At 46.3% G+C, this 18,372-nt stretch carries 19 protein-coding genes and 1 riboswitch; of the genes, 8 read left to right on the forward strand and 11 right to left on the reverse strand.

Annotated elements, in window-relative coordinates:
* Positions 1 to 33: 33 nt before the first annotated feature.
* From FHS17_RS18690 to FHS17_RS18725, 8 genes are all read right to left on the reverse strand, one after another.
* The gene (locus FHS17_RS18690) at positions 34 to 669 is read right to left on the reverse strand and encodes a hypothetical protein (protein WP_167279933.1); all 636 of its coding nucleotides are present in this window, start codon (positions 667 to 669) and stop codon (positions 34 to 36) included.
* A gap of 309 nt (positions 670 to 978) precedes the next feature.
* Positions 979 to 2,733: a phosphoenolpyruvate--protein phosphotransferase gene (ptsP, locus tag FHS17_RS18695; RefSeq protein ID WP_167279934.1), complete on the reverse strand. Its 1,755-nt coding sequence runs from the start codon at positions 2,731 to 2,733 to the stop codon at positions 979 to 981.
* Between the two features lie 9 nt (positions 2,734 to 2,742).
* Positions 2,743 to 3,006 (reverse strand): HPr family phosphocarrier protein, encoded by a 264-nt coding sequence (locus FHS17_RS18700; protein ID WP_167279935.1) that lies wholly within the window; start codon positions 3,004 to 3,006, stop codon positions 2,743 to 2,745.
* 96 nt (positions 3,007 to 3,102) lie between these two features.
* Positions 3,103 to 4,548, reverse strand: coding sequence for an N-acetylglucosamine-specific PTS transporter subunit IIBC (nagE, locus tag FHS17_RS18705; RefSeq protein ID WP_167279936.1), 1,446 nt, complete (start codon positions 4,546 to 4,548; stop codon positions 3,103 to 3,105).
* Between the two features lie 25 nt (positions 4,549 to 4,573).
* Positions 4,574 to 5,062, reverse strand: coding sequence for a PTS sugar transporter subunit IIA (locus FHS17_RS18710; protein WP_167279937.1), 489 nt, complete (start codon positions 5,060 to 5,062; stop codon positions 4,574 to 4,576).
* Between the two features lie 46 nt (positions 5,063 to 5,108).
* On the reverse strand, positions 5,109 to 5,972 hold the full coding sequence (locus FHS17_RS18715) for a PRD domain-containing protein (RefSeq protein ID WP_341805857.1): 864 nt from the start codon (positions 5,970 to 5,972) through the stop codon (positions 5,109 to 5,111).
* 193 nt (positions 5,973 to 6,165) lie between these two features.
* On the reverse strand, positions 6,166 to 6,459 hold the full coding sequence (locus FHS17_RS18720) for a hypothetical protein (protein ID WP_167279939.1): 294 nt from the start codon (positions 6,457 to 6,459) through the stop codon (positions 6,166 to 6,168).
* Between the two features lie 38 nt (positions 6,460 to 6,497).
* Positions 6,498 to 7,100 carry a hypothetical protein gene (locus tag FHS17_RS18725; protein ID WP_167279940.1) on the reverse strand — a complete coding sequence of 201 codons (603 nt, stop codon included), beginning with the start codon at positions 7,098 to 7,100 and terminating at the stop codon, positions 6,498 to 6,500.
* A 228-nt stretch (positions 7,101 to 7,328) separates the two neighbouring features.
* Between FHS17_RS18725 and FHS17_RS18730 the strand changes: the two genes are divergently transcribed.
* The 6 genes from FHS17_RS18730 (at position 7,329) to FHS17_RS18755 (ending at position 13,702) form a co-directional block, all read left to right on the forward strand.
* Positions 7,329 to 8,093, forward strand: a complete 765-nt coding sequence (locus FHS17_RS18730) for a glycosyltransferase family 2 protein (RefSeq protein WP_167279941.1) — start codon at positions 7,329 to 7,331, stop codon at positions 8,091 to 8,093.
* Positions 8,090 to 8,986 (forward strand): NAD-dependent epimerase/dehydratase family protein, encoded by an 897-nt coding sequence (locus FHS17_RS18735; protein WP_167279942.1) that lies wholly within the window; start codon positions 8,090 to 8,092, stop codon positions 8,984 to 8,986. Before FHS17_RS18730 ends, FHS17_RS18735 begins: the two co-directional genes overlap by 4 nt.
* Positions 8,987 to 9,191: 205 nt before the next feature.
* Positions 9,192 to 10,247 carry an LLM class flavin-dependent oxidoreductase gene (locus FHS17_RS18740; protein WP_167279943.1) on the forward strand — a complete coding sequence of 352 codons (1,056 nt, stop codon included), beginning with the start codon at positions 9,192 to 9,194 and terminating at the stop codon, positions 10,245 to 10,247.
* 83 nt (positions 10,248 to 10,330) lie between these two features.
* A riboswitch (FMN riboswitch) is annotated at positions 10,331 to 10,494 on the forward strand.
* Positions 10,495 to 10,620: 126 nt separating this feature from the next.
* Complete coding sequence (locus FHS17_RS18745) at positions 10,621 to 11,553, forward strand: DMT family transporter (protein WP_167279944.1); 933 nt, start codon at positions 10,621 to 10,623, stop codon at positions 11,551 to 11,553.
* A gap of 76 nt (positions 11,554 to 11,629) precedes the next feature.
* Positions 11,630 to 12,616 (forward strand): Gfo/Idh/MocA family protein, encoded by a 987-nt coding sequence (locus tag FHS17_RS18750; protein WP_167279945.1) that lies wholly within the window; start codon positions 11,630 to 11,632, stop codon positions 12,614 to 12,616.
* A 519-nt stretch (positions 12,617 to 13,135) separates the two neighbouring features.
* Entirely contained in the window at positions 13,136 to 13,702 is a 567-nt protein-coding gene (locus FHS17_RS18755; RefSeq protein ID WP_167279946.1) for an NUDIX domain-containing protein, read from the forward strand.
* A gap of 74 nt (positions 13,703 to 13,776) precedes the next feature.
* Here the strand turns inward: FHS17_RS18755 and sigZ are convergent, their stop codons facing one another.
* Positions 13,777 to 14,373, reverse strand: a complete 597-nt coding sequence (gene sigZ / locus FHS17_RS18760; protein ID WP_167279947.1) for an RNA polymerase sigma factor SigZ — start codon at positions 14,371 to 14,373, stop codon at positions 13,777 to 13,779.
* 112 nt (positions 14,374 to 14,485) lie between these two features.
* On the opposite strand from sigZ, the gene FHS17_RS30315 reads away from it, so the two are divergent.
* On the forward strand, positions 14,486 to 14,644 hold the full coding sequence (locus tag FHS17_RS30315; protein ID WP_208420450.1) for a hypothetical protein: 159 nt from the start codon (positions 14,486 to 14,488) through the stop codon (positions 14,642 to 14,644).
* Positions 14,598 to 15,512 (forward strand): aldo/keto reductase, encoded by a 915-nt coding sequence (locus tag FHS17_RS18765; protein WP_208420451.1) that lies wholly within the window; start codon positions 14,598 to 14,600, stop codon positions 15,510 to 15,512. The genes FHS17_RS30315 and FHS17_RS18765 overlap by 47 nt, the downstream gene beginning before the upstream one ends.
* A gap of 304 nt (positions 15,513 to 15,816) precedes the next feature.
* On the opposite strand, the gene FHS17_RS18770 is transcribed toward FHS17_RS18765, so the two are convergent.
* Positions 15,817 to 16,761 (reverse strand): ribose-phosphate diphosphokinase, encoded by a 945-nt coding sequence (locus FHS17_RS18770; RefSeq protein ID WP_167279948.1) that lies wholly within the window; start codon positions 16,759 to 16,761, stop codon positions 15,817 to 15,819.
* 194 nt (positions 16,762 to 16,955) lie between these two features.
* A complete protein-coding gene (locus tag FHS17_RS18775) occupies positions 16,956 to 18,266 on the reverse strand; it encodes an ABC transporter substrate-binding protein (protein ID WP_167279949.1) in 1,311 nt (436 codons plus the stop codon).
* Between the last annotated feature and the right edge of the window lie 106 nt (positions 18,267 to 18,372).

Raw genomic sequence — 18,372 nt, forward strand, 5'->3', positions numbered from 1 at the left:
TGTCATTACCATTCAATCTACTCTTTTATAATATTAACCTTCAGGCTGATGAAATTCTGCCTTCTTTTGCAGTTCACCAGTTGGCTGGCAATTGACTGGGTAATGCAGGTGATGATGAACATGCATCATAGGATGGAACCAAGCATGATGATAATCTAATGTATCGAGCTCCCATCCATCGTGATGATGATCGAAGAGCATGTGCTCATCCCACATATCATGCATCATCGGATGATAGTCATGCATCATTGGATGGTAGTCATGCATCATCGGATGGTAGTCATGCATCATCGGATGATAGTCATGCATCATCGGATGGTAGTCATGCATCATCGGATGGTAGTCATGCATCATTGGATGATAGTCATCCATCATGGGATGGTAGTAATGCATGTGGTGGAAGTCGTCGTACATGTAAGGAAAGTGATGCATCTGACTAACATCAACGCAGCAATGATATTTGGGGGGAGCTGGCTGCTCTTTAACAGTTTGAGGTCCCAAATTTTCCTGGTTAGGGCTTGATTGCAGTTGAGGACTCCAATTTTCCTGATTTGGGCTTGATTGTATCATTTGATGTCCCCAATTGGCCTGATTCGGGTTTGTTTGCATTTGTTGGTGATACTCAGGCATAACAGCCGATTGTGGCATAAAAGATTGGTTGCGTAACATGGTGTGCCTCCTTTTTATGATACTCTACAATATGCTTTGAACGAAAAAAGGGCACTTATCCCTATAAAATAGGCTGTAACCCTAAGTATGTAAGAATAGGACAAAACGAAGATGGTGACGCCTGATTACTAGTGGTTAGAAGTATATGGCGGTTTCTGTATCAAACTCTTGGATTAGAATCTCTAAGATTCTTTCAAGATTTATGCTGCTGTTTACGGTAATCGGAAATAAAATAAGTCAAAATCCCGATCAGAACTTCTGATCGGGATTTTCGTCAATGATGATTGGTTGAAAGTCGTCTTTTTATTTTTAAGCCTTAAGTTCCGGAACCTGTAGTTCTACATAAGTCCGGACCGCCTCTGCATCGTCCATATCAAGCACGGCTTCTGCAAGAGCGGCAAGCTTCGAACGATCGAGACGAGAGAGGAAAGCCCGGGCAGGGAGGACAGCGGATGCACTCATCGAGAATTCATCAAGGCCCATCCCAAGAAGGATAGGAAGGGCGATAGGTGTTCCGGCCATCTCGCCGCACATGCCGACCCACTTGTTCTCCTGATGCGCTGCTCTTATCACTTGATGGATCAGACGCAACACAGGAGGGTGGAGTGGGTCGGATAAATAACCAAGCTTCGGATTCATCCGATCTGCCGCCATCGTGTATTGTACGAGATCATTAGTTCCGATGCTGAAGAAGTCAACTTCACGCGCGAAACGATCAGCCATCTGAGCAGCAGCAGGAATCTCAATCATAATGCCGGCTTCGATCTGTTCGTTAAAAGCGATGTTCTCGTTTTTAAGCTCTTCTTTAGCTTGTTCGAGCAACGCCTTAGCTGCACGCCATTCACCTAGAGTGGCGATCATCGGAAACATAATTTTCAGGTTGCCGAATGCACTTGCTCTTAAGACGGCTCGAAGCTGTGTCTTGAACAGATCAGGACGATCTAGACAAATTCGAATCGCTCGATAGCCGAGAAACGGATTGTCTTCTTTCTCGAGCTGAAGGCTTGGAAGCTCCTTGTCGCCGCCGATGTCCATCGTCCGAATGACGATTGGAGCATCTTGGCCAAATGCTTCTGCCGCTTCTTTATAAGCAGTGAACTGCTCATCCTCGGTCGGCAGATCAGGACGGCCCATATACAGAAATTCTGTACGGAAAAGGCCAACGCCTTCGGCGCCGCGCTCCTGAGCTTGGCGAGCATCTTGCACAGAACCGATGTTGGCAACGAGCTCAACCTGGTGACCGTCCGCACTAACGGAAGGTTTGCCGCGGAATTGGTCCAGCTCTGCGCGTTGATTCACCGCATGCTGCTGCAGCGACTGATAACGAGCGAGTTCTTCTGCTTCAGGTTCGACAAGAACAATTCCTGCAGTACCATCTACGATAACTAGCTGTCCATCCTCTATCTGAAGTGCAGCATCACCAACGCCAACGATAGCGGGAATACCAACGGATCGAGCGATGATAGCAGAGTGGGAGGTTCGTCCTCCGGCTGCCGTTACAAATCCGCCAATAACGGAAGGGTCAAGCTGAGCCGTATCCGATGGAGTCAGATCGACAGCGAACAAGATGGACTTTTCAGTTGATCCAGCTGCCGAGGTTTGAACGGCCTCGGATTCAGAGCCATTGCCAAGCTTACGGATTACGCGGCGGCTGACATCACGAACATCTGCCGCACGTTCCCGCAAATACTCATCGTCAAGGGCAGCAAGCATCACAGCAACTTCTTCGCCGGATTCATTCATCGCCGCCTCAGCCTTGTAACGCTGGCTGCGAATCCGCTCCTGCGCAGCTCCGATTAACTCCTCATCTTCAAGCAGCATCAGATGAGCTTCAAAGATTTCGGCTTCATTCTCACGGCCATCCGCTTTCATCTTCTCGAAAAGCTCTTGAAGCTCACCGCTAGCAGCAGCTACCGCAGCGTCGAACCTGCTAAGCTCGGCTTGTTCTTCTCCCGCCTCGACATAAGTTACGCCTTGCGGGATGGTCTCTTCACGGAGGATGACCGCTCGGCCGATTGCATAACCTTCCGATGCGGCGATCCCTTTCATCTCGGTTGCCATCATAACTGCCTCCTACTCTGCTTCCGCAGAAGCGAGTACAGCACCAATTGCGTCAACCGCAGCTTCAGCTTTCTCTCCATCGGCACTGACCGTTACGGTATCATTTTGTTTGGCGCCGATCGAGAGCACGTTAACCAAGCTTTTCGCGCTTACTTTCCTTCCGCCTTTCTCAATATGAACGGTACCTTCACACAGCTTTGCCGCTTCAACAATTTTTTTAGCAGGACGGGCGTGAATGCCCGTCGGGTTTGCAACTACGTATGATTTCTCCACCATAAGTCCTCCTAAAAAGAATTGCCACTAATGTGGCTTACCTCTAGCCATATCTGGCGATTCTTACTTCGTAAGCATTCTCTAATAACATATATCTATTTACATCCGTTTTTTAATCTGTTCTTTCAAACGTTCTGATTGTGTACCAAAGATAGCCTGAACGGCACCTTTGCCAAGACGCATAACGCCTGCTGCGCCAAGTTTTTTCAGCTCTGCGTCATTTACGGCTTTCTCGTCTTTTACGATGAGGCGAAGGCGGGTAATACAAGCATCGATGCTCTCGATATTATCGGAACCACCAAGTGCTGCAAGAACTCTGCCTGCTTTATCGTCGGCGTTAACTACTTCACCGCTGCCTTCTTCTTCCTCGAGGACATCATCTTCACGTCCAGGTGTTTTCAAATTCAGCTTCACGATAACGACGCGGAACAGGACGTAATACACAACAGCGTAAACCAGACCAATTGGGATAATCATCCAGCCCTTCGTTGACAGCGGATAGTTGATCGCATAATCAAGGAAGCCTGCCGAGAAGCCAAAGCCATGGTGAATGCCGAGCTCAACAACCAGCCATGCACTGATACCGCTTAACACGGCGTGGATGATATAAAGCACTGGTGCTACGAACATAAAAGCAAATTCAAGCGGCTCTGTAATACCTGTCAGGAAGGAAGCAAGAGCCGAGCCAATAAAGATGGAAGAGACTAGCTTGCGTTTTTCTGGTTTGGCTGTGTGAATGATCGCAAATGCTGCAGCCGGAAGGGCGAACATCATGATTGGGAAGAAGCCTGTCATGAACATACCCGCTGTTGGGTCGCCTGCGAAGAAGCGATGCAGGTCACCATGAACAACATTACCTGCTGCATCTGTGTAATCACCAATTTGGAACCAAGCGATTGCATTAATAACGTGGTGCAGACCAAATGGAATGAGGAGTCTATTCGCCGTCATAAACAGGAATGCGCCAACTCCGCCAAGGTCTACAATCCAGCGGCCGAACGTATCGAGCCACGATTGGACAGGTCCCCAGATCAGACCAAAGATTAGACCTACGATAACCATTGCGAATGAGGTAACAATCGGTACAAACCGCTTGCCGCCAAAGAAGCCAAGCCAGTCCGGCAGCTTAATATCATGGTATTTATTATAAAGGTAAGAAGCAACAAGACCTGCAATGATACCGCCAAGCACGCCCATATTAAGCGTCGTGTCTTTCTCAACAAGTCCCGTAAATACAGTAGGGATTTTGCTAAGCACATTGGTGAGGACGAGGTAAGCAATTACGGCAGCGAGTGTCGCAACCGCATCACCGGCCATCCCAATTGCCACGCCGATGGCGAAGATCAGAGGCAGGTTATCAAAGATTGCAGATCCGCCTGCTGCAAGGAACGGGGCGATATACTGGTTCAGGAATTCACCGAAGTTACCAAATCCAAAATCTTTGACATAATCGATATTACCAAAGCGTAGTAACAGAGCTGCCGCAGGCAGTGCTGCGACAGGAAGCATTAAAGATTTACCGATTTTTTGCAGAAATCCGAGCATCTTATCTCACTCCATGTTCAGTAGTTTAGGTTTTCATAACGACCGTAATCGTATCCGGATCACCGGCTTTTACCGTCTTATAGGTGCTTTCCACTTTCTCTGCACCGTCTTCATTCGCCACGATAATTGGCGTTACAACCGGATAACCCGCACTGCGGATTTTGTCCAGGTCGCATTCGAGAAGCGTTTGACCAGCTTTGAAGGAATTCCCAGTCTTCACATGTGCTTTGAAGCCGTCGCCGTTCAGCGCTACGGTGTTGATACCGACGTGAATAAGCAGCTGCAGTCCGGACGAATGCTCAATAATCAAAGCATGATGCGTATCGATCAGATGGCTTACAGTTCCATCGAAAGGTGCAATGACCAGTCCATCACTAGGCTCGATCGCTACGCCGTCACCCATTAAGCCTTGTGCGAATGCTTCGTCTGGCACCTCGCTAAGCGGAACAACTTTACCACTGATTGGTGCAGCTACACTTACAGCATTATTTGTTTTTTTGCCAAACCATTTCATATGATCTACTCCTTGCTATCCATGTTTAGTCATGTTGTCTGTATGTTTAATTGTCTGCATCTACGGACCGGAATAACCGATACAAGTGCATGGCGAGGTAACCAACTTCATCGGGAGAGACTGTAAGCTTAAGTCTTTCTCCAATCATTTGAGCAATTACTTCCGCCTGACGATGCTCAGTAGGTATCTTGTCTCTAATCTCTGCAGCGAACGGATTGGCCGACTCTTTGCTTTGCAGAATGCGTTCCATCATGTACCGAAGATGCATGATCAGCCTTGCGTAATCAGAGCTTTTCCTCTGCAGAGGTGCTCCGCGCCATTCTTCAATTCGCTCCACGATCTCGTTCATCAGCTCCGTTAGCTGAACAAGCTGTCCCGCTGTTACGGACCCTGCTGCTGAATAAACGTGATACGTTAGAAATCCAACTTCATCTTCAGGGATAATGACGTCGAATTTCTCGCTAATCATCTTGGCCGCTTTAGCTGCAATTTTGTACTCTTGGGGATAACACATTTTCGTTTCGTATAGAAAAGGATTGACGATTTCCATGCCATTTCTTAACCGGTAGACGACAAACTGGATATGACTTGGCAAGGCAAAATACACTTTTGGATCGACAGGTGTCCCAAGCCTTTCCCTAATCTCATCAATGATCTGCTCAGAGATGTGAACCACATCCTGATCAAGCTCTTCGAGCAATGAGTGGTATTGCAAGGCTTTGTCACGGTCGTCCAGCCGGTAACGCTTCTCAATTCGTGGGTCCTCCGCATCGATATGTTTTTGGCCCTTGCACGAGAAGCCGATGCCTTTGCCAAACAGCACATATTCTCTCGATGAGTTCGGTTCCATCGTAAGTATGACATTGTTCCCAACAATCCGATCGATCCGAAGCAGCCCCGTAAGTCCCACGCCAATCCCTCCTCTCAGTAGTAAATTCCCCATTTTGAGCACAAAAAAACCAAGGAAAGAGACCGCCGTATTACGGGCGGATGCTCTCCTTGGCTCATGCCTAGTCGGACTAGTAACATGCCAAAAGGCTTGTTATATATTTGGCTCGATATCACTATAAAACATGGAACCGTTTACGTCAATTGAAAAATATTCATTCATCCTGCTCCTCCACTATGATTCTGGAGACCTGATGCACGGTATTTGCATTGGAGACCAATCTCACACTCAGCATGATATCTATATCTCCGGCCAGAATGTCGAAAGTGATGGTTTCCCGTTGGCCGGGTTCATTATTGCCAAGCAGAAGGCGGGATAAATCTTGCTGCTCAGAAAGCAGACCATTAATAAAGACCGTGCCGGGGACGATTATCCCATTACGTGCCTCAACGATGAGTTGTTTGTTGGTGACTAGTACGCTGCCAGAGTTGATAACACTTACTTGCACAGTACCAGTTCCATCTGTAGGAACGGGAACAATGGGGGTTACCTGCCGGTTACCGTTCCGAGTGGGGGAGTTGAAAATCCGGTAATTGGTATATCAACGGGTTCTCCGCCATTAAAGATCACGTCGCCGCATACATAGACGCTTATATTACGCATAGATAAACCGGGGCTTTCAACCATCACTTTAAGCGTCCAGCCAGCGCAGCTGCTCGAGTTCGTAATAACAGGTGCATGTGTCGTTCCAGGAATGGAGCCTGTCGTATAGAAGCCGCTTCCGCCGCTTCTTACGAGTGTCGTAACATCGGCAGATCGGACATAAAAAATATCGATTTCGGCAGCCGTGGCTGGGTCGGGTGTCACTTGAACGGAGCTGCCGTTTGGCAGTGTGAAGGTAATAGGATCATTTAGAAAAGCAGACACATCATCTACAAAATTCGTTGTAGATCCTCCCCAGATCAATTCTGCATATAAAACCGTACTCGAAAGCGGAAGTTCGAGCAGGGCGGCTGAGCTGTTTTGTCTAAAATTGAGAGTGGTCCCAGCCGGGAAGCCTTGTACCTGCATAGAGGTATCTGTTGTAATGAATGCGCCGATGTCATCGTCGTCAAAGCCTAATAAACCAAGCGTATTTCCTGTAATCATTACGGCTCCTCTGGCCGTTGTATTAAATCGCAATAGACAAGGCAATGGTTGTCCCTCCACAACTTAACCGGCAGTGATCATGCTATATACCCATCTTATGAATGAACGGGTATATGAAGACCGTAAATCCACGCTCAACTAGAGGCGGTGGTGAACCTCTTCATATTCATTCTCATATAATGGAAGATAAGGTATTTTAATAGAAACATAGGTGGAGGTGGTGATAAGATGACAACGCTTATTTCCCATTTCTACAATGAACAGTATTTGCTGCCCTGGTGGCTCATGCACCATGTCCCCTTATTTGATCATGGGATACTCATTAATAGAGGATCTACCGACCATTCTGTCGAGATTATTCGGAAGATGGCTCCCCATTGGGAAATCCGGAATAGTAAAGTGCCAGATTTTCATGCGATTGAGGTTGACCGTGAAGTGATGAACGTCGAGAAGCAGGTTTCCGGCTGGAAAATGGTACTGAACACAACCGAATTCCTGGTCTGCCGGAATGGTAAGCAGTTGTTTTCGATTCTGGATACGCTTGGCGGTAAAATGTACTCCATTCGAACGATCACAATGATTGATCTTCCCGGCTACTACAGCGATCCTATCTATGCGCAGCCACTCGTTAAGCAGCGTTATCACGGTGTTTTCCCATCTGATCCGAAATCTCCTTATATTGGAAGGTTTATTCATAGATACAGAAGTGGTGAGTATTATGCAGGCCGGCATTGGACGTCAAAACCTCACCAGGTACTGCTGCATCCGGTGTTTATTATGAAGTTTTCATTCAGTCCATGGAATAACGCCATGCGTGTGAGGAAGCTGCAGATTGGTCCAACCTTACCAGTAAATACTTCGAAAAATGGTATGGGTGGCCATCATCTATTTACGGCACAGGAGCTTGAAGCACAATATTTATCTTTTGCTAGTCTGACAGGGGATTTAAGACAAATACCAGAATGTCAGGCTTTAAGGTTATGGCAGCCATGAACAAGGTAGCTGTTACTGGAGCATCAGGATGGATCGGAAGATACGTAGTTAAACAACTTGTTGCCAAAGGTTATGAAGTCCATGCCACCTATAGACGGACTCCGCTTTCACTCGTCGGCGGAACCTGGCATCAGGTGAATCTACTGAGTGGAGAGGAAGCCATTCGATTTATTGAAAAGGTGAAGCCTGACTCACTTATTCATCTGGCTTGGGACGCGGTTCCACCACATTGCTATCGTTCCTTATCTAATTATGAATGGACAAGGAGCAGTATGGGGCTGATTCATCATTTTGTCCAGTCAGGTGGTCAGAGAGTAGTTGTGGCTGGTACTGGAGCAGAATATGTATGGGAAGAAGGGATTTTGTCAGAGACAACCTCTCGTGATTCGTATGCCCATGCGTACGCGGCCAGCAAGAATAGTCTTCGAATCTGGCTGCAATCTTACGCCGAAATAGCCGGGTTTAGTGCCGCATGGGGGAGAGTGTTCCATCTATACGGTCCACATGATCCAGGAAACAGGCTTGTTAGTGCAATGGTTAATGCTTTATTGAAGAAGGAAGAAGCATTCTGCAAATATGGCGGAATATATCGGGATTACTTATATATTGAGGACGCAGCAGATGCGTTTGTTGCCTTGTTGGAAAGCCGTTGCCAAGGTACGGTTAATATAGCTTCCGGAAAGTCCGTCCAATTACAGCAGCTCGTAGGCCTAATAGGAGAGAAGTTGGGGGAAGATAGTCTCATCAGCTTCGGAAAAGATGTGCCAATTGAGCCTCTATTTATAGGGGTGGATGTCACAAGGCTGACGAATGAAGTACAATGGAAGCCAAGCTACACACTAACTGAAGGGCTCAAGCGAACAATTCAATGGCATGCCGCGCAGATGGAGTAATCCTTATTCTGCATCGCCTGCACGGAATTGGCCGCTTCTTTTTTTGCGGGTTTGCTTGACGAAAGCTGTAATATTAGGCACAATTACTTAGATAGTTTACTTACTATACGTATATAACTTACTTTACGTATTTGGATAGGAACGGAAGCATGGCTAATCATTGGATGATGTCATCACGTTTAGCTTTGCTGAGGAGGACATTCAGATGGATTCACCACAGAATAACGGACAATTTGAATTTGGTATTTATACACTAGGTGATCTTGCGGTTAATTCCGATACCGGGGAATTAAAAAATGCCGGAGATCGAATGAAAGAAATTATTAAGGCTGCTATTATCGCCGATGAAGCGGGAATTGATGTATTTGGGGTTGGTGAACATCATCGGCTGGACTTTGTTCTCTCCTCACCTCCAGTAGTACTTGCCGCGATTGCACAGGCTACATCTCGCATTCGACTAACGAGTGCAACAACGGTCCTTGGAACTGCAGATCCGGTAAGAGTGTTTGAAGACTTTGCTACTCTTGATCTCATCTCGGATGGACGTGCGGAGATTATCGCCGGACGTGGCGCTTATATTGAATCTTTTCCTTTGTTCGGGTACGAACTGGTTGATTATAAAGAGCTGTTCGCAGAGAAGCTGGAATTAATGAATCAGCTCAATTTATCTGAACGAGTAACATGGAGCGGCAGACTTCGGACTCCACTTGATGAAGCGGAGATTGCACCACGTCCGGCACAGCCAAAGCTTCCGTTATGGGTTGGTGTTGGCAGTACGGCAGAAAGTGCAGCCCTCGCAGGTAAACAAGGGGCAGGTATGGCACTTGCACTGCTTGGGGGAGAACCGTCTAAATACAAGCATTTGGTCGATTGTTATAGAGAAGCGGGCATTGCTGCTGGATATCGGCAGGAAGATTTGCGAGTTGCCATTACCGGTCATTGCTACGTTGCGAAGACGACAGAGCAGGCTTTGGATGAATTCTTCGTTGGTTATAGTACCTATTATTCGCAGTTTATGGGTGGCAAGGAAAGTGGAAAGCCTCTTACGCGAGAGGAGTTCGAAGTGATTGCCCAATTTCTTGCTGTAGGCAGCCCTGAGCTGATTGCGGAAAAAATTGTTTCACAGCATGAGCTGTTTGGGCATTCCCGGTTTATGGCTCAGATGGACATCGGTGGTATGCCACTGTCTCAAGTCATGAATTCGATCGAGCTGTTGGCCAAGGAAGTTGCCCCTCTGGTTAGAGAGGCATTAAAGAAATAGCTGTTTCCTAATTCTTACTATTCGCACTAGACAACTCGGATAATCGGCGTTATACTCAATCCAATCAATTAAAAAAATGGAATAAGGATCTTCGGGGCAGGGTGGAATTCCTGACCGGCGGTAAATGCTTATCTATCTATTAAGAGGAGTAAGCAAAGCCCGCGACTCCCTGAGCTGACAACAGCAAGGGGACTGACTTGGTGGAACTCCAAGGCCGACGGTATAGTCCGGATGATAGAAGATCACTTGATTAAGCTTGCAGAAGGCGGGAAACCGCTCGAATGCATGTTTATTTAAGTCGGCCCCGATTCGCGCGATAAGCGTGAGTCGGGGCTTTTTTGCTCTCGTCCTGTATTCAGAAGGAGTATTTAAGATGAACAACGTTACCGCATCACCCATGATTCGGACAAAAACACCAATCCGGGCAGAATTCTGGCTGGTCGTACTGGGGGCAGCGCTATGGGGCGTTGATCCGGTATTTCGTATTATTTTGCTGAAAACACTCACTTCCACACAAATCGTATTGCTGGAGCATGTGATCTTGTTTCTTGCGGCAGCGCCTGTATTATGGAAACATCGTGCAGAGCTGCGAGGAGTCCGTCTTCGTCAACTAGGTGCTTTGCTCTTTATTTCTTGGGGAGGCTCGGCGCTTGCGACGATCTTATTCACGCAAGGGCTCGCGCACGGAAACCCTAATGCCGTATTGCTCTTGCAGAAGCTGCAGCCTTTGTTTGCCATTGTATTGGCAAGGGTGCTGCTGAAAGAGCTGCTGCCAGCAAAGATTGGTCCACTGCTTGTAATCGCGCTTGTTGGGACATACTTGCTTACGTTTGGCTTTACGCTGCCATTTGGCCATATGAACGAATTTGTTCAGGTAGGCAGCTTGTTGTCACTTGGTGCAGCTGCATTATGGGGCGGCTCAACAGTGATGGGACGTTACCTGCTGGGCAGTATGAAATATGAGACTGTTACATCGCTGCGCTTCATGCTGGCATTGCCATTGTTATTGGTCATTACTTGGTCAGAAGGAGCAGCATGGAAGATGTCCGAAGGAACTGATCTTGCGGCTGTTATCGTCAATTTACTGCTGCAAGCACTGCTGCCGGGACTTCTCAGTTTGCTTGTCTATTATAAAGGGTTAAGTGTAATTAAAGCGTCTTATGCAACTATTGCCGAGCTTAGTTTCCCGATGGTAGGCGTGCTGCTCAACTGGACAGTATTTGGGCAAGTGATTACAATGGCTCAACTTGTTGGCTTTGTATTTATATGGTTTACGTTATTTTTCATTTCGAGACAGCAGAATTAAGGACTGGATTCTGAGTCTTAAACCGCTTTCATATCAGCTGAAATGCTGATATACTGCGGTTGGAGGTGTAGAAATAATGGAAAATAAAACGATAAAATGGGGTATTCTTGGAGCAGGCTGGATTGCATCCCAATTTGCCCGTGACTTGGCACATGCACAAGATGTGCAGCTTACTGCAGTTGGTTCACGTTCAAAGGAAAAGGCTGAGGCTTTTGCAGAAAAGTTCGGCTTTGCGCATGCCTATGGCAGCTATGAAGAACTAGTTAATGATGCTGAGATCGATATTATTTATGTAGCAACGCCTCACCCTTCGCATAAAGAGCATGTACTGCAGTGTCTGCGTGCAGGCAAAGCAGTCATTTGTGAGAAGCCGTTTACGGTAAATGTGAAAGAAGCAGAGGAAGTTGTGCAGTTCGCCAGAGAGAATAAGATCTTCTTGATGGAAGCCATGTGGACAAGATTCCTGCCAGTTATCCGTAAAGTCCGCGAATGGATTGCTGAAGGCCGAATTGGCGATGTACGCCTGATTAGAGCAGACTTTGGCTTCCGTACAGGAGTGAACCCTGAAGGACGATTGTTTAACCCGGCACTTGCCGGTGGCGCGCTCCTTGACGTTGGTATTTATCCGTTATCCTTTGCTTCTATGTTACTTGGTGCGAATCCAAAGCAAGTATTAAGCACGGCGCAGCTCGGTGAGACTGGCGTTGATGAGGAATGCAGCATCCTTTTATCGTATGAGGGTGGTCAAACCGCGATGTTGAGTTCAGCGATCAGGCTGAATTCAGGAAGCGACGCCTACATAATTGGTACTGCAGGTTCAATCCGTGTTCCATCCTTCTTTAATGCTAAAACTGCGACCATTACTGCAGAAGACGGAACGGAAGAGACGTTTGCTGATGATCGCACAACACTTGGTTATGTTTATGAAGCAGAGGCAGCAGGACAATATCTGCGCGAAGGCAAGCTCGAGAGCGATATCATCTCGCTGGATGAAACGCTGCAGCTAATGCGTATGATGGATGGTATCCGTCAGCAATGGGGACTTCGTTATCCATTTGAGTAATAAATATTATAGGTTACAACGACACTGTTTCAGCTACTGGAGCAGTGTTTTTTATTTTGGAGTGGATCACAATCTTATCAGCAGGTTGTGGAATTGTCGTGCAAACACGTTAGATTGGATTTTATACAACCATATTTGTATGCCTCAACTGCTATAGCTTCTACGTTGGATTTCCTCCAATTGATTGAACCTGATAAGCCTACTCCGGGTTGTAAGGTGCCGATTATGCTGTATCATATCCAATGTAGCTGAGATAAAGCCGAACTAAAGTGCAATTTGGCTGGATAGAATCCAACCTGATTCATTTAGATAAAAAAGTAGCCCACATCTGGGATGTGGGCCAAAAGACAAGCTATATCAAATAGGGAGTATGGTTAATTATGTTCTCCCAATATTAAACAAAGCTGAAAAGAACGTTAGTTTCACATAAAAAAATGCGGGCATATCGCGGCTCAGCTAAGGTATAATGTTCACTATATTATGAGCGAGTCAATTATCGGCGATGAGGGAGACTTTTATATGGAAAATATTAATTTTTGTCTCGCATGCGGGGATAAATTAGAAGTTCGGAACATTGGCGGAGAAGACCGTAAGGCATGTCCAAGCTGCAGCTTTGTACATTGGGGTAACTACAGCATTGGGGTAGGTGCTTGTGTTGTAAAGGATAATAAAGTGCTGCTCGTTCGCCGCGCCCAAGAACCAGGTAAAGGGTATTGGACAACGCCAGGTGGTTATATTGAACAGCTGGAGCATATTAGAGGCTCTATTGCCCGTGAAGTTTGGGAAGAGACAGGCGTTCGTGCGATTGTTACCAAAATTATCGGCCTGCGGGATCGGCCTCATACCGTTCATGATATCTATATCACCTTCGAGATGGAGTACATAGATGGCGAGCCACGTCCTGACGACGTGGAGGTAGACGGAGCAGGCTTCTTCAGCCTTGAGGAGATGGAGTCGATGAACGTCGCTGATCTGACAGCATGGCAGGTCGATATCGCCTTAAACGGCGGCGAAGGCGGCTTACATGAAGACACCCATCCAATCCGTGAAAGCCTCAAGAAATACGGGTTGTACCGGACGAAGTAAACTCCAAATGGCGCTTCAAACTGAGAACAGTTTGAAGCGTCATTTTTTATGTAATAGGAAAGGAAACAAAACGATTATATCGAATTAGGAAAACATGTAAATATTATCATGCTTGCATTTGGATTATTTTTCAGTACAGGCTTATCGAGCACGACCTCGTAATTAACGATATTTCCATACCGGTCCGCTTCAATCTCGCAGCAGCTTTTCATCATTGCTTTGACTATCTCTCTGCCACGCTGAACTCTGGATTTCGCACCGGAATAAGAAAGGTTGAGTCGTTCGCTGAGCTCTTTTTGTGATAGCCCTTTTAGCTCAGTCAGCTCAACTGCCACCCGGTATTTGTCCGGCAATTTCTTCATCACCGACAACATGCCTTCCGCAGCCTTCATAGTGTAATCTTCCTTTAATTCTTCCTCTGGCAGCTCTTCGTGTTCAGTCAGCATAACGGTCCGATTGGATTTGCGATAATGGTCGATAATGCTGTTACGGGCGATCTGAAAAAGCCAAGCTTTCGCTTTCTCATCGTCCTTGAGCTGTCCGATCCCCTCATGTGCCTTCATAAAGATGTTCTGGACAATATCTTCGGCATCGGCAGTCTGATTTATCTTGCTTAGCACAAAGCTTCGAATATGCCCATGATGTTCCTCCCATAACGACTCGAGTGTCAAGGACTTACGCTCCCTTCAAAATATAACAATATATTTTTTTGTAATTTTGCGTCCATTGCAAAAGATCTTCGTCTCCAGTAGTGTAAATCAATTTATGGAGGTTGAAAAGATCATGAAATACAATTTACTTGGTAATACAGGAGTATATGTGTCGGAAATTGGTCTTGGGACAATGACATTTGGTGAAGGAGAAAAATGGGGGGCATTCGGGGGGCTTGGTGAGAATGAGTCGGCTTTACTTGTCGATCAAGCGCTCGAGTGCCGGAGTTAACTTCTTCGATACAGCCAATGAATATGCAGATGGACAATCGGAAGTATTACTGGGCAAGGCATTGCATACCAGACGTCATCAAGCGATTATTGCCACGAAACTTAGAGGACGTATGGGTCAAGGGCCTAATGATCTTGGCTTATCCCGGCTTCATATCATCCGTCAGACGGAAGAAAGTCTTAAGCGTCTTGGCACCGACTACATCGATCTATTGCAAATTCATAACCCAGACCAGCTAACCGATTGGGAAGAGACGCTTCGAGCGTTGGATGACCTGGTTCGAAGCGGCAAGGTGCGTTATATCGGGAACTCTAACATGAATGGTTGGAGTATTATGAAGACACGTGCAATCTCACAGATCCATGGACTAAACGCCTTCAAAAGCAGCCAATCCTACTATTCACTTGCTGCACGCGAAATTGAGCGGGAGATCATCCCTGTTCTGCAAGATCAGCAAATGGGCCTAATTGTCTGGAGTCCTTTATCAGGCGGCTTCCTAACCGGCAAATATACAAGAAATAATCAAGGCAGTGACAGTGATAGGCACGCGTTTCTTTCTTTTCCGCCCGTGGATCGGGATAAAGTCTTCCCAATTATTGATGTACTTCAGGAGATCGCAGCAACACGCGAGACGACTATTGCCCAAATTGCACTAGCCTGGGTGCTTAACCAGAAAGCAGTCACGAGTGTCGTTATAGGTGCCAAACGCCCAGAGCAGCTGCAAGAAAATCTAGGCGCTAGTGGCATTCGTTTGACAGAAGATGAATTATTCAAATTGGATCAGGTCAGTAGTCTTCCGATCGAATACCCGGCGTGGCCTTTCCTGGAAGGTGATGACTCGATTGTGAGGAAGCATTCAGTAGAGTAATGGTTCACTGCTGTACCTGCAAACAACAAATAGAGCCCCGGAACTATATCCGGGGCTCTATTGTTTTCCCTGTCCCTCCCAGATAAAAAGGGGGAGGGACGAAGCATTTGGAAGGAAGAGGGTGCGGAAGGAAAGTATCGTTTGAAGGAGCGCAGCGCTTGCCTTTGGGAGTCTTGAAATCACATTTAAAATTCTAATCGAATTTCAAGATCCCAACGCAACACCGAATTGAGAAAAGGATTTAATCTTTTCTCAATTGGGTGTACCGAAGACGATACTTTCCTGCAGCACATAACTAACTTCCTTACATCTGCTTCGTCTTAAACAACGTGTTTATCGACCCGCCGTTGTTAATAATCTTCAAAGCCGTAGCAAGCAGATCTGCCATCGGCAGTACAATAAACTTCTCCGAATGGTTCGGATCTATTGCAATCGTATCCGTAATGACGACCTCTTTAATGTAGGGATGCGACAGCTTCTCGAGTGCATTTTCCGAGAATAAGCCATGGGTAGCACAAATATAAGCGTCATTAGCGCCACGTTTATGCAAAGCCTCAACAACATTGACAATTGTACCGCCTGTATCGATCAAATCTTCAATAATAATCGGTGTCATACCTTCGACTTCACCGATAATATGCGTAATTTTCGTCTTGTTGTGAGCTGGACGATTCTTGATCATAATCGCAAACGGACAGTTCATATAGTTGGCAAGCTTCTCAGCTGTTGTTGCACGCCCGGCATCAGGGGAAACAACGACTGGATTTTTAATGTTCTTTGCCTTCAAATAATCCGTGATAAGATCAAGAGCTGTAATATGATCGACCGGAATTTCGAAAAAGCCTTGGATCGCATCGGCATGAAGATCCACGGTAATAATGCGGTCGGCGCCTACCGTTGTAAGCACATCCGCAACCAGCTTCGCGGAAATAGGTTCACGCGGGGCTGCTTTACGTTCCTGACGAGCATAGCCGTAATAGGGCATAACGATATTAATCGTCTTTGCGGAAGCCCGCTTTGCTGCATCTATCATGATCATGAGTTCGACTAAATTCTCATTTACCGGGTGAGACAAGGATTGAACGATATAGACATGGGCAGAACGAATCGATTCGATATATCTTAAGCTGATTTCTCCACTTTGCAGCCTGGAAATCTCAATGTCCCCAAGCGGAACGTTAAGCTGCCGGCATAGCTCTTCTGCTAGCGGGCGGTTCGATGAACCGGAAAAAATTTTTACATTTTGCATCCGCTTGAATCCTCCTGAAAAGAAAATGATATATATTTTTGTAGTAACTCTTGCTTTGTAAAACCTTTATCTTGCGATATACAGTTAGTCCCATTATAGCCTTTCTGTTTGCAAATTCAAAATGACCTGTGTCCCAAAAAGAAGAGCGGTTTTGAAAAGTCCGCTTGAGACCTTTCAAAACCGCCCTAATCTTCTTATTTGCTTACGATATCTTGGATGGCTTTCTCGAGCTTGTCGAGGAGCTGATCTTTATCAATTGATCCGCCTTGGTATTCTTGCATTGCAGCACCCCAGCCTTGTGGAACGCCGTCTGGATAATGGCCCCACAGCCAGCCGCCTGCAGTTGCCGCTTGCTCGGATACAGCTACACCCATTTGGCCGATTTCATCAGCTGTAGGTTTGATCGAAGTAAGAGCAGGGATGAATTTGAATTCTTTCGTCAAATACGATTTGCCTGTGTCGGATGTAACCATCCAGTTCAGGAACGCTTTTGCTTCTTCTGCATTTTTGGATTTGCTGTTTACGATCCAGAAGTTCGCAGGTCCTGTGTAGATATGTGCATTGCCGCTGTCGTCAATTGGAATAGGGAGAAGGCCAACATTCAACTTAGCAACTTTATCAACGTCACCTTGGATCCAGTTACCTTGTTGAATCATCGCTGTTTTACCCGAAGCGAAGTTTGCAACTTGTGTAGCATAGTCAGTGGTCAGCTTGTCTTTTTGGCTGTATTTGAAGACAACATCAACGTAGTTAATCCATTTTTTGAATACATCATTATCTTTGAAGTTTGCGCTTCCGTCTTTTGTTCCATTAATGAAAGCAAGTGGATCTGTCTGCTCAGCAAGGGCTACGTTGATCGTGTGGTGACCGATCGACCACCATTCGTTGGTTGTCGAGAATGGCGTAATGCCTGCTGCATCGAGTTGTTTCGCAGCTGCTTCAAGCTCTGTCAACGTTTTAGGAAGAGTTGTGATGCCAGCTTTTTCAAACAGATCTTTGTTATAGAAGATACCGTAGCCTTCGATGTTCATTGGCATACCAAGCAGTTTGCCATCAACTTGTGCAGGAGCAGCAGCTGCTGGGATAACATCCTTCGCCCAACCTTCGCCGGACAAGTCTGTTGCACGGTCGTAGTAAGCTTCAAGCGCGGCATTACCTTCGGAGTTGAAGATCTCTGGTTCGGAGCCGGAAGCGATTTCAGCTTTCAGCAGGGCATTGTAATCTTCGCCGCCGCCATGGGTTTCAACTTCAACTTTAACGCCAGTTTCTTTCTCATATTGTTCAGCCATACGGTTGAGTGCATCGGCAATCTCAACTTTGAATTGGAATACCTTGATTGTTACGTTCTTTTTTGGAGTTGTAGTTGCTTCTGTTGTTGCATTTGCAGATTCAGCAGGCTTGTTCGTTGCTTCAGAACCTGTATTATTGTTGTTGTTGTTGTTACCACAGCCGGCAGCCGTCAAAGTCAGGATAGCTGCAGCGAGAAGAATTGAAAGCTTTTTCATTTCGTTAACCTCCCCATTATGGTCGAACTGTTCTCTTTACAAGTTTGATTATATGGAAGCTTAAAGCCAAGAAACACAGACGTTTTTGTCGTGAAAAGTGCAAAAT

The organism is Paenibacillus lupini, assembly GCF_011761355.1.
GTDB classification, from domain to species: Bacteria; Bacillota; Bacilli; order Paenibacillales; family Paenibacillaceae; genus Pristimantibacillus; species Pristimantibacillus lupini.

What these genes read in the sequence shown, in the direction of transcription:
- FHS17_RS18690 (WP_167279933.1), bottom strand. Translation starts at nt 669, where the DNA reads ATGTTACGCAACCAATCTTTTATGCCACAATCGGCTGTTATGCCTGAG.
- ptsP (WP_167279934.1), bottom strand. Translation starts at nt 2,733, where the DNA reads ATGATGGCAACCGAGATGAAAGGGATCGCCGCATCGGAAGGTTATGCA.
- FHS17_RS18700 (WP_167279935.1), bottom strand. Translation starts at nt 3,006, where the DNA reads ATGGTGGAGAAATCATACGTAGTTGCAAACCCGACGGGCATTCACGCC.
- nagE (WP_167279936.1), bottom strand. Translation starts at nt 4,548, where the DNA reads ATGCTCGGATTTCTGCAAAAAATCGGTAAATCTTTAATGCTTCCTGTC.
- FHS17_RS18710 (WP_167279937.1), bottom strand. Translation starts at nt 5,062, where the DNA reads ATGAAATGGTTTGGCAAAAAAACAAATAATGCTGTAAGTGTAGCTGCA.
- FHS17_RS18725 (WP_167279940.1), bottom strand. Translation starts at nt 7,100, where the DNA reads ATGATTACAGGAAATACGCTTGGTTTATTAGGCTTTGACGACGATGAC.
- FHS17_RS18730 (WP_167279941.1), top strand. Translation starts at nt 7,329, where the DNA reads ATGACAACGCTTATTTCCCATTTCTACAATGAACAGTATTTGCTGCCC.
- FHS17_RS18735 (WP_167279942.1), top strand. Translation starts at nt 8,090, where the DNA reads ATGAACAAGGTAGCTGTTACTGGAGCATCAGGATGGATCGGAAGATAC.
- FHS17_RS18740 (WP_167279943.1), top strand. Translation starts at nt 9,192, where the DNA reads ATGGATTCACCACAGAATAACGGACAATTTGAATTTGGTATTTATACA.
- FHS17_RS18745 (WP_167279944.1), top strand. Translation starts at nt 10,621, where the DNA reads ATGAACAACGTTACCGCATCACCCATGATTCGGACAAAAACACCAATC.
- FHS17_RS18750 (WP_167279945.1), top strand. Translation starts at nt 11,630, where the DNA reads ATGGAAAATAAAACGATAAAATGGGGTATTCTTGGAGCAGGCTGGATT.
- FHS17_RS18755 (WP_167279946.1), top strand. Translation starts at nt 13,136, where the DNA reads ATGGAAAATATTAATTTTTGTCTCGCATGCGGGGATAAATTAGAAGTT.
- FHS17_RS30315 (WP_208420450.1), top strand. Translation starts at nt 14,486, where the DNA reads ATGAAATACAATTTACTTGGTAATACAGGAGTATATGTGTCGGAAATT.
- FHS17_RS18765 (WP_208420451.1), top strand. Translation starts at nt 14,598, where the DNA reads ATGAGTCGGCTTTACTTGTCGATCAAGCGCTCGAGTGCCGGAGTTAAC.
- FHS17_RS18770 (WP_167279948.1), bottom strand. Translation starts at nt 16,761, where the DNA reads ATGCAAAATGTAAAAATTTTTTCCGGTTCATCGAACCGCCCGCTAGCA.
- FHS17_RS18775 (WP_167279949.1), bottom strand. Translation starts at nt 18,266, where the DNA reads ATGAAAAAGCTTTCAATTCTTCTCGCTGCAGCTATCCTGACTTTGACG.